This window comes from Bacillus sp. 7_6_55CFAA_CT2, from assembly GCF_000238655.1.
Lineage (GTDB): Bacteria > Bacillota > Bacilli > Bacillales > Bacillaceae_G > Bacillus_A > Bacillus_A cereus.
Genome location: NZ_JH414711.1, coordinates 543,175 through 561,658, shown reverse-complemented (window position 1 = coordinate 561,658; position 18,484 = coordinate 543,175). Strand labels below are relative to the sequence as shown.

Below are 18,484 nucleotides of genomic sequence, written 5' to 3'. Positions count from 1 at the left end.
TTCAATTCTGGTTCCTTCGGTTCTTTCGGATCTTCTGGCTTCACTTCTGGTTCCTTCGGTTCTTTCGGATCTTCCGGCTTCACTTCTGGTTCCTTCGGTTCTTTCGGCTTCACTTCTGGTTCCTTCGGTTCTTTCGGCTCTTCCGGCTTCACTTCTGGTTCCTTCGGTTCTTTCGGATCTTCCGGCTTCACTTCTGGTTCTTTCGGTTCTTTCGGATCTTCCGGCTTCACTTCTGGTTCCTTCGGTTCTTTCGGCTCTTCCGGTTTCACTTCTGGTTCCTTCGGTTCTTTCGGATCTTCCGGCTTCACTTCTGGTTCCTTCGGTTCTTTCGGATCTTCCGGCTTCACTTCTGGTTCTTTCGGCTCTTCTGGTATCTTAAGATCTTCTTTTGTTTTCGGTAAAATTGTAACTGTAGGCTCAAGTGGTGGATTTATTTTATCGTCCACTACCGCTCTATTTGTTATCCCTTTACTTGGTGCTGCTTTTACCTTCACTTTAAAAATAATACTACGTTCTTTCGTATCTGTAATTTCTAGATACTTTGCTATTACTTTTCCAAACTCCATTTTTAACTCTATTGGATTTGGTTCAGCCCCTTCAAATCTAATGCTATCTTGCACGTACTCTAAACCGGCTGGAATTTCATCTTCTACCTTTACCTCTGCTAGTTTGCCGTTTTCTACCGTATTTTTGAAACTAATTCGGTATTCTACTTCTTCTCCTAGCTTCGGTTCTTTATTATTTACTGTCTTCGTCGCTTTTAACTTACCATCTTTATATTCTGGCTTTATTGTCGCTGTCGGTTCCATAACTGGATGATCTGGATCATCTACATGAATGATCGCTTTATTTGTTATTTCCTCTCCAACTTTTACTGATTCTTTTACCTTTACTTTAAAGATGATACTTCTTTCTTTCGTATCCGTAATTTCTGGATACTTCACTGTTACTTTTCCATTCTCGACTTTAAGTTCTGTTGGCACAGGCTTATCACCTACGGCCTCCAGACTTTCTTTCACATACTCTAAACCAGACGGAATTTCATCTTCAATCTTTACATCAACTAACTTCCCGCCATCTACTGTGCCGTTAAAAGTAATTCGATATTCGATTTCTTCCCCTAACTTTGGTTCATGGTTACTTACTTCTTTCCTTGCCTCTAGTTTCCTATCTTTATATTGAGGTGTAATTGGTATAAGTGACTCAACTGGTGGATTTGTCGGATTATTATCATCCACAACCGCCTTGTTTATAATTTCTTTTCCTACTTGTACCGTTTCTTGTACTTTCACTTTAAAGATGATACTTCTTTTTTTCGTATCCGTAATTTCTGGATACTTTGCTGTTACTTTTCCATTCTCAACTTTAAGTTCTACTGGATTTGGTTCCGGCCCATCAGACTTTATACTATCCTGTACGTATTCTAAACCAGCTGGAATTTCGTCCTCTACTTTCACCTCAGTTAGTTTGCCGTTTTCTACCGTATTTTCAAAACTAATTCGATATTCTACTTCTTCTCCTAACTTCGGTTCATGGTTACTCACTGTTTTTTCAGCTTGTAATACACCCTCTTTATGTTGAGGTTGTATCGCGACATTCGGTTTCTCTCGTGGATTTATAGTATCTTCCACAACCGCCGTATTCACAATCGCTTCGCCAATTTTAGCTTTTTCTTTCACTTTTGCTTTAAAGACGATACTTCTTTCTTTCGTATCCGTAATTTCTGGATATTCTGCGAGTACTATGCCGTTTTTCACTTTTACATGCAACGGTTTTGGATTATCCCCCTCAGCTCTTTCGCTACCTTCTACAAACTCTAAACTGTTTGGTAATTCATCCTTAATTTTCACCTTCGCTAATTTTCCGTGCTCAACTACGTTACGGAACGTAATTCGATACTCTACTTCTTCTCCTAATTTTGGAGCTGGGTTATTTACTGTTTTCTCAGCTTTTATTTTTCCATTCTTATACTCCGGTGTAATAATCGCTTCTGGTTTTTGCGGAGGATTCTTCGGATTATCATCATCCACAATTGCCGTATTCACGATTTTCTTCCCGACTTTTACTGCTTCTGTTACTTTTACCTTAAAGATAATGCTACGCTCAGCTGTATCAGTAATATTTTCATACTTCGCTGTAATTTTTCCAGCTTCTTCTTTTAACTCTACCGGATTTGGTTCATTACCTTCTGCTTTTAAACTATCCTTCACATACTCTAATCCATTTGGTAGTTGATCCTCAATTTTCACTTCTGCTAGTTTTCCGTTTTCTACCGTATTTTTAAAACTAATTCGGTACTCTACTTCTTCTCCTAGCTTTGGATCTTTTTTACTTACCTTTTTATCAGCTTTAAATTTACCATCTTTATGCTGCGGTGTAATATCTACTTCTGGTCGCTCTGGTGGATTTTTTGTATCATCAACAATTGCTTTATTTACAATTGCCTTGTCCACTTCAACAGAATCTTTCACCTTCACTTTAAAAATAATGCTTCTTTCTTTCATGTCAGTGATATTTTCATACTTCGCACCAACCTTACCAGCTTCTTCTTTCAACTCTACTGGGGCCGGCTTATCACCTTCTGCTTTTAGACTATCTTTCACATACTCTAAACCAAACGGAATTTCATCCTCAATTTTAACCTCTGCCAGTTTTCCATCTTTCACCGTATTATTAAATGAAATTCGATATTCGATTTCTTCACCTAGCTTCGGTTTATGATTATTCACCTTTTTATGAGCAGCAATTTTACCATCTTTATATTGTGGTGTAATTTTTGCTGTCGGATCAATTACTGGATGGTTCGGATCATCAACATGGATAATCGCTTTATTTGTAATGTCCTTCCCTATTGTAACCGAATCTTTTACCTTCACTTTAAAGACAATACTTCTTTCTTGCGTATCTATAATCTCTGAATACTTTGCCATTACCTTACCATTTTCTACTTTCAACTCCACTGGTTTTGGCTCTTCACCTTCAGCTTTTTCGCTTCCTTCTACAAACTCTAATCCAGCTGGAATTTTATCTTCTATTTTTACCTCTGCTAGTTTTCCATCTTTCACCGTGTTATTAAAAATAATTCGATATTCGATTTCCTCACCTAACTTCGGTTCATGGTTACTTACTTCTTTTCTTGCCTCAATTTTCCCATCTTTATATTGTGGTGTAATCGGTACATAAGGCTCTTCTGGCAGATTCTTTGTATCATCTACAATTGCCTCATTTACGATTTCTTCTCCCACTTTTACGCTTTCTTTTACCTTCGCTTTAAAGACAATGCTTCTTTCCCCTGTATCTGTAATTTCTGGATACTTTGCCATTACCTTATTATTTTTCACATGTAGCTCTACTGGTTTCGGTTTAGAACCTTCTGCCGTGATACTGCCTTCCACATACTCTAAACCATTTGGTAATGCATCCTTTATATTTACCTCTGCTAGTTTTCCGTTTTCTACCGTGTTTTTAAAACTAATTCGGTATTCTACTTCTTCTCCTAGTTTCGGTTTATGATTATTCGCCACTTTCTGCGCAGCAATTTTACCATCTTTATATTGCGGAGTAATTTCCACATGAGGCTCTTCGGGCTCATTTTTTGTATCTACTACGATTGCTTTATTAACAATCTCCTTGCCTATTTCTGCCTCTTCTTTTACTCTCACTTTAAAGATAATACTTCTTTCTTTTGTATCCGTAATTTCTAGATACTTTGCCATTACTTTACCGTTTTCAAATTTCAATTCTACCGGACTAGGCTTAGATCCTTCTGCTTGTAAACTGTTTTCTACATACTCTAATCCAGCTGGAATTTCATCTTCTACTTTAACCTCTGCTAGTTTTCCGTTTTCTACCGTATTTTTAAAACTAATTCGGTATTCTATTTCTTCTCCTAATTTCGGTTTTTTATTGTTTACAAATTTCTCTGCTTTAAGCTTACCGTCTTTATATTCTGGCATAATTGTTACTTCTGAAGTTGTTGGATCTTTTGTATCATCAACAACTACTTTATTGACAAGACCTTCACCAACTTTAAATTCTTCTTTTACTTTCGCTTTAAAGACGATACTTCTTTCTTCTGTATCCGTAATCTCTGGATATTTGGCGATTACTTTTCCATCTTTCACTTTCAGTTCTACTGGATCCGGCTTAGTACCTTCCGCTCGTAAACTATCTTTCACATACTCTAATCCATTTGGTAAATCGTCTTCTATTTTTACCTCTGCTAGCTTTCCGTTTTCTACCGTATTTTTAAAACTAATTCGGTATTCTACTTCTTCTCCTAACTTCGGCGTTTCATTATTTACCGTCTTCTTCGCTTCCACTTTTCCGTCTTTATGCTGCGGAGTAATTTCTGCCGTCGGTGTTTCTGGTTCATTTTTCGTATCATCAACAATTGCTTTGTTGACGATTTTTTTACCGACTTTCACTTCTTCCTTTACTTTCACTTTAAAAGTGATACTTCTTTCTTCTGTGTCCGTAATCTCTGGATACTTCGCCATTACCTTACCATTTTCCATTTTCAATTCTACTGGATCTGGCTTAGTACCTTCTGCTTTCACACTGTTTTCTACATACTCTAAACCTTCTGGTAAAGTATCTTCTATTTTTACCTCTGCTAGTTTTCCGTCTTCTACCGTGTTTTTAAAACTAATTCGGTATTCTACTTCTTCTCCTAACTTCGGCGTTTCATTATTTACCGTCTTCTTCGCTTTCACTTTTCCGTCTTTATGTTGCGGAATAATTTCTGCTGTCGGTGTTTCTGGCGGATGTTTCGTATCGCTCACAATCGCTTCATTAACAATTGAATCGCTCACTTTACCTTTTACTTTCACTTTAAAGGTAATACTTCTCTCTTTTGTATCTGTAATCTCAGGATACTTTGCCATTACCTTACCGTTTTCAAATTTTAATTCCACTGGATCTGGCTTAGAACCTTCTACTTTTAAACTATCTTTCACATACTCTAATCCATTTGGTAAATCATCTTCTATTTTTACCTCTGTTAGCTTTCCATGTTCTACCGTATTTTTAAAGCTAATTCGGTATTCCACTTCTTCTCCTAACTTCGGCGTTTCATTATTTACTATCTTTTTTGCTTCAAGTTTTCCATCTTTATACTGAGGAGTAATTTCCGCTGTCGGATTAACTGGCTTATTTTGCGAATCATCAATAGTTGCTTTATTAATGATTTTTTTACCGACTTTTACTTCTTCTTTTACTTTCACTTTAAAAACGATACTTCTTTCTTCTGTATCCGTAATTTCTGGATATTTTGCCATTACTTTACCGTTTTCAAATTTCAGCTCTACTGAATCTATTCCGGCACCTTCTGCTTTCAAACTATTTTCTACATACTCTAAACCTTCTGGTAAAGTATCCTCTACTGTCACGTCTGTTAGCTTTCCGTTCTTTACCGTATTTTTCATACTAATTCGGTATTCTACTTCTTCTCCTAACTTCGGTGTTTCATTATTTACGATTTTCTTCGCTTTAATTTTTCCATCTTTGTGTAATGGTGTAATTTTCGCTTCTGGTTCTTTCGGATCTTTCATATCATCAACAATTGCCTTATTGATGATTTCCTTCCCCACTTCCGCTTCTTCCTTCACCTTTACCTTAAAGACAATACTTCTTTCTTTCATATCCGTAATATTGTCGTATTCAGCAATAACTTTTCCATCTTTCACACTTAACTTTAATGGAGCTGGTTTATCACCTTCAGCCTTTTCACTGCCTTTTACATACTCTAAACCGTTAGGAATTGTATCCTCTATTATTACCTTTTCTAGTTTTCCGTTTTCTACCGTATTCTTAAAGCTAATTCGGTATTCTACTTCTTCTCCTAGTTTTGGTGATGGATTATCTACTGTCTTCTTCGAATCAATTATTCCATCCTTATGTTGCGGAGTAATCCTTTCCTCCGGTTCAATCGGTGGATTTTTCGTATCATCAACAATTGCTTTATTGACAATCTCTTTATCTACTTTTACTTCTTCCTTCACCTTTACTTTAAAGACGATACTTCTTTCTTTCATATCCATAATATCGATATACTTAGCTTTGACTATCCCATTTTCAACAGCTAATTCTACTGGTTCAGGTGCTTCTCCTTCGGCCTTGATGCTATTTTCTACATATTCAAGACCTTTTGGAATTGTATCTTCCACTCGCACCTCTTCAAGTTTTCCGTTCTCAACCGTATTATGAAAACTAATGCGGTACTCGATTTCTTCGCCTAACTTTGGCTTCTTATTATTAACTACCTTTGTAGCAGCAATTTCACCTTTTTTACTTTGCGGTGTAATAACAACCTTTGATTCAACAGGCTCATTTTTCGGATCTTTTGCAATTGCTTTATTTACGATTGCCTCCCCTACTTTTGCCGAATCTTTTACTTTCACTTTAAAAACAATACTTCTTTTTTCTGTATCCGTAATTTCTGGATACTTTGCCATTACTTTGCCGTCTTCCACTTTTAGTTCTACTGGCTCTGGTTTTATACCTTCAGCTTTCAAACTATCTTTCACGTATTCAACACCTTTAGGTAGTGTATCTTCTACTAGCACCTTTTCTAGTTTTCCGTTTTCTACCGTATTATAAAATGTAATTCGGTATTCCACTTCTTCTCCTAGTTTTGGTGTTTGATTCGTTACGCTTTTTTCAACATCCACTTTACCGTATTTATAATCCGGCGTAATCTTTTCTTCTGGATGCTCAGTTTGTCCATTCGGCTCACTCACAACCGCTTTATTAACAATCGTTTCTCCGGCTTTTGCCTCTTCTTTTACTTTCACTTTAAAGGCAATGCTTCGCTCTTTTGTATCCGTAATCTCTGGATATTTTGCGATTACCTTACCATTTTCTACTTTTAACTCTACTGGATTTGGTTCAGCACCTTCAGCTCTCTCACTGCCTTGAACAAATTCTAAGTTAGCTGGAATTTCATCTTCTATTGTAACTGCATCTAGTTTTCCGTTTTCCACCGTATTTTGGAAGCTAATTTGATATTCAAATTCTTCTCCTAGCTTTGGCTTCTTATTTGTTGCTTTTTTCTTTGCAGCAATTTTACCGGCCTTATGCTGTGGTGTAATCTTCTCTTCTAGATTCTTTGGTGGATTTGTTTTATCACTAACGGTTGCTTTATTAACAATTTCTTCACCAATTTTTGCAGTTTCTTTTACTTTTGTTTTAAAGACGATACTTCTTTCTTCCATATCCATAATTTCTGGATACTTTGCAATTACTTTTCCATTTTCAAACTTCAGCTCTACTGGCTCTGGTTTTGCACCTTCTGCTTTCAAACTATCTTTCACGTATTCAAGATTGCTTGGTAATTCATCTTCAATCGTCAATACATCTAGACGTCCATCTTTTGTCTTATTTTTAAATGTAATACGATACTCTACTTCGTCACCTAGTTTCGGTGTTTTATTAGATGCTATTTTTTTAGCTTCTATTTCTCCAGGGATCTCTTTTGGAGTCGTAACCGTAATATCTGCATCATCTGCAGTTTCATAATTTACCTCGGTACTATCTTGTCCCTTTACAACAACGATATTTTTTACTGTTGTATCTGATTGTACAGAAGCTTTCACTTTTACTTTGAATGTAATAATGGCACTTTCACCAGGCTTTAAAACACCGCCGTCTTTAGCATTAGCACCTTCACCAACACGGAAATCAATTTGATTATTTACAAACTCTGCTTCATCATCGCTTGCATCATCTGTTTTATTTCCTTTATTACTTCCAGAAATATATTGTATAGATCCCGGAACATACTCTAAACGATCATCTAATTTATCAAAACCTTTTACATTCGATACCGGCGCTTGATTATTTTTCGTATCATTTTTCACTTCAATTTGATACGTAAACTCTTCACCAGCTTTAATTTCCTTAATTTCTTTACCGGTACTATCTAATGCCTTTTTATCAACTTGTAAGTTTGGAGCATTATGTTCTGTAACAAATGTGGCGTTGTTTAATACGTAAATATCACCAGTACCAGCATATGCTCTAAAACGCATTTTTCCTTCTTTCAAATCATTCTTTACTTGAGTCGGTCCTTCAAGATGATACGTATGAATGTCAGTACTGAATGAATTTGTCCAATCCGGGTTATATCCTGGATATTTTTTTGTAACAAACTCGTTAGTACCGTCTACTTGTACTTCTGTCATAGATGAGTCATTAACATCATTATCTTTACCTTTAATATTTTTAAACTTTTGATATCCTAATCCAAAATCATACTCTCCATAATCATAGGCATACCCATCGTTATCAGCTGGATCACCTTGCGATGAAAAATAACTAAATTTCGCCTTAAAAGCACCTTCTTTTGGTGTGTTTATTTTATTAACACTAATATCTGTCCAAGCTGTACTTTTTTGAGCAACTAAACCTTCCCAAATCTTCATATCTTTTACTGTTTCTTTATAGTTTTCATACACTAATATAAGATTCCAGTTGCCCCAGTAGTAACCACTGCCTTTTTCAAATTTAATTTGTGGCACATTCGCAACTGTCACCGTTTGAGAAATACCTTGCTGTGCAATTACATTTGTTACGTCAGCATATGCAACATAACCGGCACCACTACCAGAGTAATTTGAAATATACGGTAAACTAGCTGCTTTTCGTATACTAGTAGCACTTACCTCTTTATATTCTTTATTACCCATTTTCATTTTAACCGGCTGCCTTACATCTTCATCACTAACTCTATACTCTTTATTTGCATAAGTTGGCGTTCCCATAGCTGCTGTCCAAAATAAATAAGCCTTTTTCACTTTACTTCCAGCAGGAATGTTAGGAAAAGCTCCTGTTGACGAATTAAAAGTACTATCATCGTTATCAACGTCCACAGTCATTTTATTCGTCTTATACCCCAGACTTTGTCTGCCATAATGATCGGTCGTCAAACCAAGTGTTACATTACCAGTCTGTACTAAATTACCAGCAGTAATTGTAGAATACAGTGGATCTCCAAATCCTTGCTTATCCCCTGTTTGCATTTGAACCTTCGAAGCATTCTCTGATGCAGCTTGTACTTCTGCAACACTCTGCTTTACTGCCTCTTTTTCTGGCTGTTTCTCAGCTTCGGTTACTGGTTGTTTTGGTAGTTCTGTTTTTGATGTAGGGTTATTTTTATCTTCTACAGATACTTTTTTAATTGTATTATTAGCTGATGGGCCAACTTCTTTCTTACTACTGTCAGCCTCATCATCGGTATTAGCTTCTAACTTCTCTTCAGAAGGAAGCCCTTCAACATCTACAGACATGTTTCCTATCTGTAGTTGATCCTTTTGCACACTAATTTTTTGCTTATACTCTTTATTAAAATGTTGCGCACGACGAGCTTTTATTAATACAGTCATTTTTTCATGTGATTTTAAATCTTGAATTTTAAGATTAGAAGAAAGAACCTTTCCTCCCTTATCTTTTTCCTCTACATAGAAATCCGCTACCTTATTTTCAAGTAACTTCTCTCCGTTTACTTTCACAGATTGCGAAAGAAACTCAATTCCATTGTCATTATTTTGTTTAATTACTAATTCTCGGATTGGTGTATCTCCCGTATTTTCAATCTTATATTGAAATACGTGCTCCCTCTCAGCTACTTCTCCCCTATACATTTCAGCATTCACTTTCTCTGCCTTAATTTTCACATCATTTCCTTGTAACTCATCCCAGCTTTTTTTATTTATCTCTGTAGCAAAAGCACTGGGCGAAGGCAATATGATGGATAGGAGAAGTGTAATCATTGTTACGACATTAAAACACTTCAATACTTGCTTCATATTTTCTACCTTTCTCCTTTCTATATACTTGCTATCCGGCTACTAAATTGCAGCAACCCTTTCATTTAGTAGCCGAATACATAGCAATATATATCCACTCGCAACAATCCGACCTACGAAAATGTATCGTTGAAATCCCAATGTCAACAATATAAATCTCATAGAATATTACTATTTTAATTTATCAAAAATAGCATATATACCGGACACTTATACAAACCTTTACCATACTTTTAATATAGTAAAAACACCGTGCTGTATAGGTTTATATAACAGTTAAAGGATACTTAAAAATTTTAACATACTCCTCATCCTATTTATACATACAATAGAAAATTTACCATTTTTTAGTTATTTTCAGTTTGTTTTTTATGATTAAAATTTTCTAAAAATAACAACCGTTACATGTAAAAATATGTTATATTAAAACAAGAACAAACGTTCTTTTTTTAAAAGAAGGAGGAATTTTTTATGCTACAAGAACCTATTATCGTAAAAAAAGAAGCTTTCCACGCAATCGGCGTTTCGGTTACGACGACTAATGAAAAAGAGGCATCTACTGAAGGAAACATTCCACAACTTTGGAACCGATACTTTCAAGAACAAATGATGCATCACATCCCAAATCAACAAACGAAAGAAACATTCGCTTTCTACTCAAACTACGAATCAGATGAAACCGGTACATATCAATTTACAATCGGTATGCCTGTTTCTTCATTAGAAGACGTTCCTGAAAATATGACAACTTTAACAATACCTGCCGCTACATATGCGGTATTTACAACAAGAAAAGGACCAGTTGCTGAAGTCGTTTGTGAAGCTTGGGAATATATTTGGAAATGGTCGAAAGAAAATAAACGTGCCTTCACAACAGACTTTGAGCTTTACGATGAAAGAGCGTTAGACCCAAATCATGCACAATTGGATATTTATATTGCGTTAGCCTAAAAAAAGATGCCCATTCGGCATCTTTTTTTGTCGTTAAATAGCTACTGGGCAAATTCATTATTATTGTCTACAATGAGAAAGTGCAGTATAGAAATATTAGAAACTGTATAAAACGATTGTTAATAGGTTTTTTAGTTTAAATTCGTCACATAGAAAGGAAGCAATATGGAGGAACTACAACAAAATAAAACTGCTTTAGAAGGAAGCGGAAAACCGTTATTAAAAAATACGAATTTCCTTTTTCTTTGGGCAGCTACTCTTTTTTCAAGCTTTGCTTTAGCCTTTTTTACTTTTTCACAAACGTGGTACATAGCAAAAACATTAAACCTTGAAGCTTCACTCGGTGTTGTTTTCGTAGCCCTTAGTGTTCCAAGGCTTATTTTTATGATTGTCGGCGGCGCTGTAGCTGATAAATTCCCGAAAAAAAACATTATGTTTTACTCCAATATCATTCGAGCGATTCTTGTCGCAACCATTCTCACATGGTTCATTGTCGGTGATGTAACACTATATACATTTGCTTTATTCGCTTTATTCTTTGGACTTGCTGATGCTTTCTTCTGGTCAGCAGATGGATCTATCTTACCGGAATTGGTAGAAAAAAGCCGGTTAACACAAGCAAATTCACTTACACAAATGACGAACCAAGCATCGGTCATCTTAGGCCCTGTACTTGGTGGTATACTCATTAAATTTACGAACTATGAGACAATCTTTTCCATTACGATTTTATTACTGATTTTCGCTGCCATACTCGTCCAAAAAATACAATTTACGATGCCAGAACAAAAAGATACAGATAAAGGTATGTTCACTTCCATTAAAGAAGGAATCTTATATGTAAAGGAATCGCCATTCCTTTCAACTTTCCTTATTTGTAGCGCTTTTTTAAATTTATTTTTAATCGGCCCGATGCAAGTTGGTTTCCCGCTTTTTGTTAAAAACGTTCTGCATGGTGATTCGCTCCAGTTTAGTTACTTAGAAGCATCTGTAGGCGGCGGAATGGCAATCGGTGCTATCATTGTCGGTTTAAAAAATATTAATCGTAGACGCGGTCTATTTTGTATTATCATGATGCTATTGTCTGGTGTATTCTTCTTAGCCATCAACTTTAGCACCGTACTTTGGCAAGCACTATTAGCCGGCATGTTTTATGGTATTACAATCGCAATGGCGATTGTACCGCTTATGGCAATGATTCAATCGACAGTAAAAGAAGAAATGATGGGACGCGTAATGAGTTTACTTATGCTATCATCAATGGGCTTTATCCCGCTCTCTTATGCATTCACATCACTTGCACTTGCAATGGGAATTCCAATCGTAACCGTTATGAAAAGTGGTGCAATAGCTGTTATTGTATTCGTACTATTTGTAGCGATTCGTGTTCCAGTTGTAAGGAAGTTCGATTAGCCACTTAGAGTCATGTATTATACGCATGGCTCTTTTTTGAATGGATCAAATAGTGATATTCCCTTACTTCTCCTTAATGCTGCTCCCCATTCTAATCCAACCTCTAAAAATAAATCTCGCACTGTACTGTATAAAAGTGCCCCAATGTCTTTACGAATTTCCCCATATTTATACGCTCTCACAACACTCTTCACTCGCCAAATGAAGTTTCCATACACTTCGTCATCAGCTAATATTTGCTCCAGTAACACACCTTGCTCTAGTAATCCGCTCTTTTTATACGCAAGTTCCACCTTACTCCAAAATATATTGATCTTCTTCGGATTACGCGTCATCGGCACAAGTGCATATATAAAAGGCTTCGGTATATCGTGACGGCAATACGTCTCATCAAGCTCGTACGTTTCTTTTCTATTCTCTTTTATTTGTGGAATGTTTTTAGAAAAAATTGTTTCCCCCTCATTTTTTTGCTCATTTTTACTACAGCCAGCTGCACGATTCTCACTTTCACATGCGGACATTTTCATACGGTCATCCATGCGGTCAATTGCAGATATAAGAAATACATATAAGTTCGCACTATAGCCGCCGCGTTTATGTCTTTCTTTTGTTGCAACACGCTTTATAATTCCTAGTTCCTCTAACTTTGCAATTGAACGGCGTACTGTACGAATACTCTTTCCAACATTCGTCGCAATCGTCCCCATTAATGGACAAGCGACTCCTACTGTTTTTTGTTTCTCATTCACAGCATATTTTCCTAAAAAATGAATAATGATAGAATCAGTTTTATTCAATTGAAATCGGTAGCACTTCAAAACTTGTTTTTGATATGTATTAAACTCTTCTTTACTTCGAAATTCACTATATGGTTTCATTAAATTATATAAGCTTCCCATTTATATCACCTCATTTATAAGTAAGAGGCAGGAAGCGAAATTGGCGGGATAGTTAATATTTTTTAATGGAGATGAAAATATGATCGTAATTAGCGCTTGTTTAGGTGGGATTGCTTGCCGTTATGACGGGAATGACAATCTCGTTTCAAAAATAGAGGAGCTTCAGCAAAAAGAAGATACAGTCCTCATTTGCCCTGAAGTATTAGGAGGACTACCAACACCTCGTCCTTCCGCTGAAATTATTGGCGGGAATGGCGACGACGTTTTAGACGGAAAAGCGAAAGTGATAACAAAAAATGGTGAAGATGTCACAGCAGCTTTCGTAAATGGTGCTTATACAGCATTAGAACAAATTAAAGATTTACACCCAGAATATATTATTTTAAAAGAACGCAGCCCATCTTGTGGTAGTTCTACGATTTACACTGGAGAATTTAACGGTAATAAGCAAACTGGTTTCGGAGTGACAACTGCTTTATTTAAAAGACACGGATTTAAAGTCATTTCAGAAGAAGAATTTGAAAACAAAAAAAGGAATTGACCCTGTTCGTCAATTCCTTTTTATCTGTCTTATTTCACACTTAGTTTTTCTTTCACTTTCGCTGGAAGCTCGTCTTTTTTCACTTCTTCCCAAGCTGTTACACCTTTTTTATCTGAGTGGTATACGCGTAGGAATGCTTCTTTACGAAGATTTTTTTGAGCTATGAATTCTAATTCTTTCTCTTTACCGTCTTTATCAAAGCCAGTCAGCTTATATTCATAATCTTTAAATTTCTGCCCATTACTAGCTTTACTATCAAATTCTTTTCCATCTACTGTAATTTGAACATAATACTCATCTTTACCCATACGGTTTAAATCACAACCAACTAACAAACTTGCAAATACAACTAAAATACTAAATAGTGCAATGTATCTTTTCATTTCCTTCACCTCATATGTTTTTTCTTATATTCTTATCTTAAAGCCCGGAGCTTAAAGAAGAAATTCAAAAACATGACATGAACATTACACTTTTGTAAGATAATAATTATTTCTTCACTTTAGAAATTGTCATTCCATTAAGCTTCTGTATAACGTTTTTGTTTCGCACGCTCATCAGCTACACTACCGCCAATAACGTCTTTCACGCCAATTCCGCCACTTATCACGTAATTTCCTTATACCGTTTATTACGCCTTCTATTATGCCCTCAATTATAATCTCTATTACAAGATATCTCACTAAACTAATAATAGGTTTAATTACGTATCTCCTTAGGAATTCAAGAATATCCTCCATCATATTTTCCTCCTTCTTTTAAAAGGAAGCTGCTACTCCTCCGCGTCCTTTTACGTCCAGTTACAATTGCTGCCCTACTGCGGTATATATCAACAAAGATAATACGACAACAACATCCACGATAACGCTATTGAATTTGGAAGAAACTTCGGTAAATACTAATACTGTAGTTAACATGGCTAAGAGAATTATTTTTTCACCTATATTCGGAGATGCTCCCAAAAACTTTATAAAATCAAAGACAACTTTACTACAATTCTTCCTGTAACTAATTTATTATCGTGGTAAACCGTCTTCCACTACATCCGTAACAGTTCCATTCGGTTCAAAGTTTACATTTTTTCTACATAATCTTATCTTAAAATGAACAATATGAATCTCGAATTCACAGCATTAATCATATATACCGTATATAATAACATTTAAATTAAAATCTAAAGTAACTCTACATGCATTTTCTGTTTTAACGCAAAAAGAAAAGGCCTTTCTAACGATTTTATTCCATCGCTAAAAAGGCCTTTTCTTTTTTGGCTAAAAACTTAGCACTCTTCTGGCTTACCAGCATTCGATGCTGTACGGAAAGATGATCCACATCCGCATGATGCGATTGCGTTTGGATTGTCGATTGTAAAACCGCCGCCAAGCATAGATTGTTTATAGTCAATTTTTACTCCTTTAACTATCGGAGCACTTTCTGTATCAATAACAAATTCAACACCGAAAAACTCAAGAACTGTGTCGTCTTCTTTTGGTTCTACTTCAAATCCTAAGCCGTAAGAAAGACCGCTACATCCGCCGCCGTGTACAGCAAGGCGCACATACTTCTCTCCATCTTCAGCATCTTTTAACATATCTTTAATTTGAAAAGCTGCTTGTTCTGTTACTTCAATCATGAAATACACCTTCCTTTCTGTTCTTAGTCCATTATACATCTTTACGCTTCTATCTTGTACTCATACACTCCGCGGCAAATTACTTCCGCAGGTCCTTTCATCAACACGTTTCCTTCTTCAGTCCACGCAATCATTAAATCGCCGCCAGCTAAATGGACTGTAATTTCCTTACCACGTTCCATCTTTCCATTTAAAATAGCAGCTACAACTGCAGCGCACGCTCCTGTTCCGCAAGCTTGCGTTACACCAGATCCACGTTCCCAAACGCGGAAGTTCATCTCGTCATTATTCAAAATTTCGATAAACTCAACATTTACTCGCTCTGGGAACATTTCATGTGTCTCGAGAACTGGTCCAAGTGTTGTAAGAGGTGCTTTTTCTACATCATCAACAAAAATAACCGCATGCGGATTTCCCATTGAAACAGCTGTAAATGCATAACGATGATTATTGTATAAGAAGTTTTCACGAATAAATGGTGTTTCACCTTCACCAAGCATCGGTATTTCTGCACGTGTTAGACGAGGTGCTCCCATATCGATTTTTGCTAATGTCACGACACCATCTTCTACTGTTACTTCAGCCGTTACAATACCAGCTAACGTTTCAATTGTGAAAACTGTTTCTTCTACTAGTTTATGCTCATACGCATATTTCGCTACGCAGCGTAAACCGTTACCACAGCTCTTTCCTTCAGAACCATCATTATTAAACATACGCATCTTCACCGGAGCTACGTCTGAAGGGCAAATTAAAATCATCCCGTCTGCTCCAATACCAGTATTAATATTTGAAACCTTTTCGGCCACAAGGGCTAAATCTTCTTCAGGAATTTGCTCTTCAAACATATTTACATATATATAACTATTGCCAAGACCATGCATTTTTGTAAAAGAAAATTGGCTCATTTATATTCACTCCAAAATAATTTGTTATGTTAAGTATAAAATGCATGCTTTTAGAACACAATATGAATGTCCCCCGTTTCTCATATTTGACAACGTTTGGCGATGAGCCACTCTTACACAATTTGTGTAAGAAAAAAGCCCTTCTAAAAAGGGCCTTTTTTTATTTATCCTACTATTTTCGATTGGGGAAGACTAATACTCAGTATTAGTCTTCCCCACGAAATAAAGTTTTATCTAATGAAAAAGGTGCTGCTAATTCGCAACACCTTAAAACATTGGATTTTCATCCAAATACTCATATACATTATTAACAAGCTCTTCTACTGTTGCACCTTGTACAACTTCACCATTTACAAGTGCAAATGGTCCTTCAAAACAAATGCCACAATATCCTAAACAACCATACTCCATTACATCTAAATTCGGATCTTTTTCTAATTTTTCTAGAGCTGCTTGTGAACCACTTGCAAGGTTACCTACACAAAATTCAATTAATGGTTTAATCAAAATTCTCCCCCCTGTACTACAAAACAAATTACCTTTTCACTTTATCTATAAGAAGAAAACTAAGCTGTTTCTTGTTGTTTTCGTTACACAGTCTAAACTATTTAGTTACTTCATTACTTCACTTCAAAGTAGATGATTTCTTCTATATAACATGCTACTTACAATGAAAGAGTAACTTAAAAAGAAAAACAGTTTACTTTTCTTCTTATTGTACAACAGAGTATTCATTCATGCATTGTTATTTGTTCACAAATTCGATATAATTTGATTGAGTAAAGTCAAAATATTTTATTAATATAAAATTTTATGATTAGGGGATATTTCAACAGAAAAGGGGTAATCCATCATGAAACACCTCGTAATACTAGGTGGCGGCTACGGTGGAATGAGAATTCTGCAAAGGCTACTTCCAAGCAACCAACTTCCAGATGATGTACAAGTGACATTAATCGACAAAGTACCATATCATTGCTTCAAAACTGAATATTATGCATTAGTTGCGGGTACTATTTCAGAAACGCATATTCGTATACCGTTTCCTGAACACCCACGCCTCAATATTCAATACGGCACAGTAACAAATATTGACCTCGAAGAAAAAGCTGTTCATCTTGATGGCGGCGAAGCGATCCAATATGATGATTTAATTATCGGACTTGGCTGTGAAGATAAATATCATAACGTTCCTGGAGCTAGAGAATATACACATAGTCTACAATCAATTGAACAAACACGTAAGACATATGAACAATTAAATAGTCTAGAACCAAATGCAACAGTAGCTGTCGTTGGTGCTGGCTTAAGTGGCGTTGAAGTAGCAAGTGAACTTCGTGAAAGCCGTTCTGATTTAAAAATCTATTTATTTGATCGAAAAGATAGAATTTTATTCCCATATCCAGAGAAATTAAGTAGATACGTAGAAGAATGGTTTGTAAAGCATAAAGTTAACATCATACGAAACTCTAACATTACAAAAGTAGAACCAAATATTGTGTACAACCACGATGAACCACTTGAATGTGATGCAATCGTTTGGACAGCTGGTATTCAAGCAAATGAAGTTGTTCGAAACCTTCCAGTTGAACAAGATGGTAGCGGACGGGTTGTCTTAACTAAATATCATAATATTCCAAATAACGATCATGTTTACGTTGTAGGAGATTGCGCAGCACTTCCACATGCACCATCTGCCCAACTGGCTGAAGGTCAAGGAGAACAAATTGTCCAAATATTATTAAAACGTTGGAATAATGAACCACTCCCGGATGAACTACCTGTTATTAAATTAAAAGGTGTTCTAGGATCTCTTGGTAAGAAGCACGGCTTTGGTTTACTAGCAAACCAACCATTAATGGGACGTGTACCGAGATTATTAAAATCTGGTCTTCTTTGGATGTACAAATATCATAAAGGTTAATACCTTACAGGCTGTCTACTATGTAGGCAGCCTCTTTGCATCAGTTTTTAAAAATTATCAGACACATCTTTCTCAATATTTATAATGATTTATTTTTCATTTTTATATTAAAAAATATTGATAAACATTGTATGCTATTTGTAAGTTGTTTTATTACTTCCTTTAAGACCGAGTTCATTCGGTCTTATTTTTCATGTGATAAATACTTTTGTAGGAGGCATTACATTCCACTTATGAACTTATCGAAACTAAACAATCGAATAGAAGCGAAAAAGAAAGAGCTAATCTATCTCGTTGAACGATACGGATTCACTCATGATAAAGTGATTTCTTTCAGCCAAGAATTAGATCGTTTACTTAACTTATTAATAAAACTCAAGACGAAGAAAAAACGTTGTTCGTTATAACC

General features: G+C 35.8%; 11 protein-coding genes and 1 pseudogene. 5 read left to right on the top strand and 7 right to left on the bottom strand.

All coding sequences use genetic code 11. The features are described 5' to 3' along the window. Window positions 1-9,806: isopeptide-forming domain-containing fimbrial protein (locus tag HMPREF1014_RS23405; RefSeq protein WP_000815773.1), on the bottom strand; the 9,806-nt coding region annotated here is incomplete at its 3' end. Window positions 9,807-10,277: 471 nt separating this feature from the next. On the opposite strand from HMPREF1014_RS23405, the gene HMPREF1014_RS23400 reads away from it, so the two are divergent. Both HMPREF1014_RS23400 and HMPREF1014_RS23395 read left to right on the top strand, forming a co-directional pair. Next, entirely contained in the window at window positions 10,278-10,757 is a 480-nt protein-coding gene (locus tag HMPREF1014_RS23400) for a GyrI-like domain-containing protein (RefSeq protein WP_000938790.1), read from the top strand. 165 nt (window positions 10,758-10,922) lie between these two features. Continuing rightward, window positions 10,923-12,170: an MFS transporter gene (locus HMPREF1014_RS23395; protein ID WP_000391936.1), complete on the top strand. Its 1,248-nt coding sequence runs from the start codon at window positions 10,923-10,925 to the stop codon at window positions 12,168-12,170. A gap of 17 nt (window positions 12,171-12,187) precedes the next feature. Here the strand turns inward: HMPREF1014_RS23395 and HMPREF1014_RS23390 are convergent, their stop codons facing one another. After that, window positions 12,188-13,069 carry a helix-turn-helix domain-containing protein gene (locus HMPREF1014_RS23390; protein WP_000535258.1) on the bottom strand — a complete coding sequence of 294 codons (882 nt, stop codon included), beginning with the start codon at window positions 13,067-13,069 and terminating at the stop codon, window positions 12,188-12,190. A gap of 79 nt (window positions 13,070-13,148) precedes the next feature. Here HMPREF1014_RS23390 and HMPREF1014_RS23385 point away from each other — a divergent pair, with 79 nt between their 5' ends. Then, window positions 13,149-13,610, top strand: a complete 462-nt coding sequence (locus tag HMPREF1014_RS23385; RefSeq protein WP_000635509.1) for a 2-thiouracil desulfurase family protein — start codon at window positions 13,149-13,151, stop codon at window positions 13,608-13,610. A 29-nt stretch (window positions 13,611-13,639) separates the two neighbouring features. Here HMPREF1014_RS23385 and HMPREF1014_RS23380 read toward each other — a convergent pair whose 3' ends face one another. From HMPREF1014_RS23380 to HMPREF1014_RS23365, 5 genes and pseudogenes are all read right to left on the bottom strand, one after another. After that, complete coding sequence (locus tag HMPREF1014_RS23380; protein WP_000833145.1) at window positions 13,640-13,993, bottom strand: YxeA family protein; 354 nt, start codon at window positions 13,991-13,993, stop codon at window positions 13,640-13,642. 143 nt (window positions 13,994-14,136) lie between these two features. Beyond that, window positions 14,137-14,205 (bottom strand): annotated as a pseudogene (locus HMPREF1014_RS32510) (methyltransferase); the annotation flags it as partial. 684 nt (window positions 14,206-14,889) lie between these two features. Next, the gene (locus HMPREF1014_RS23375) at window positions 14,890-15,243 is read right to left on the bottom strand and encodes a HesB/IscA family protein (RefSeq protein ID WP_000573825.1); all 354 of its coding nucleotides are present in this window, start codon (window positions 15,241-15,243) and stop codon (window positions 14,890-14,892) included. Between the two features lie 41 nt (window positions 15,244-15,284). Beyond that, on the bottom strand, window positions 15,285-16,151 hold the full coding sequence (dapF, locus tag HMPREF1014_RS23370; RefSeq protein ID WP_000077397.1) for a diaminopimelate epimerase: 867 nt from the start codon (window positions 16,149-16,151) through the stop codon (window positions 15,285-15,287). 267 nt (window positions 16,152-16,418) lie between these two features. Further along, the gene (locus tag HMPREF1014_RS23365) at window positions 16,419-16,658 is read right to left on the bottom strand and encodes a YuzB family protein (protein WP_000595026.1); all 240 of its coding nucleotides are present in this window, start codon (window positions 16,656-16,658) and stop codon (window positions 16,419-16,421) included. A 346-nt stretch (window positions 16,659-17,004) separates the two neighbouring features. Between HMPREF1014_RS23365 and HMPREF1014_RS23360 the strand changes: the two genes are divergently transcribed. Together HMPREF1014_RS23360 and HMPREF1014_RS31390 are read left to right on the top strand one after the other, a co-directional pair. Beyond that, window positions 17,005-18,075, top strand: a complete 1,071-nt coding sequence (locus tag HMPREF1014_RS23360; protein WP_000682077.1) for an NAD(P)/FAD-dependent oxidoreductase — start codon at window positions 17,005-17,007, stop codon at window positions 18,073-18,075. A gap of 233 nt (window positions 18,076-18,308) precedes the next feature. Continuing rightward, window positions 18,309-18,482 (top strand): aspartyl-phosphate phosphatase Spo0E family protein, encoded by a 174-nt coding sequence (locus HMPREF1014_RS31390; protein WP_001054089.1) that lies wholly within the window; start codon window positions 18,309-18,311, stop codon window positions 18,480-18,482. Window positions 18,483-18,484: the final 2 nt, after the last annotated feature.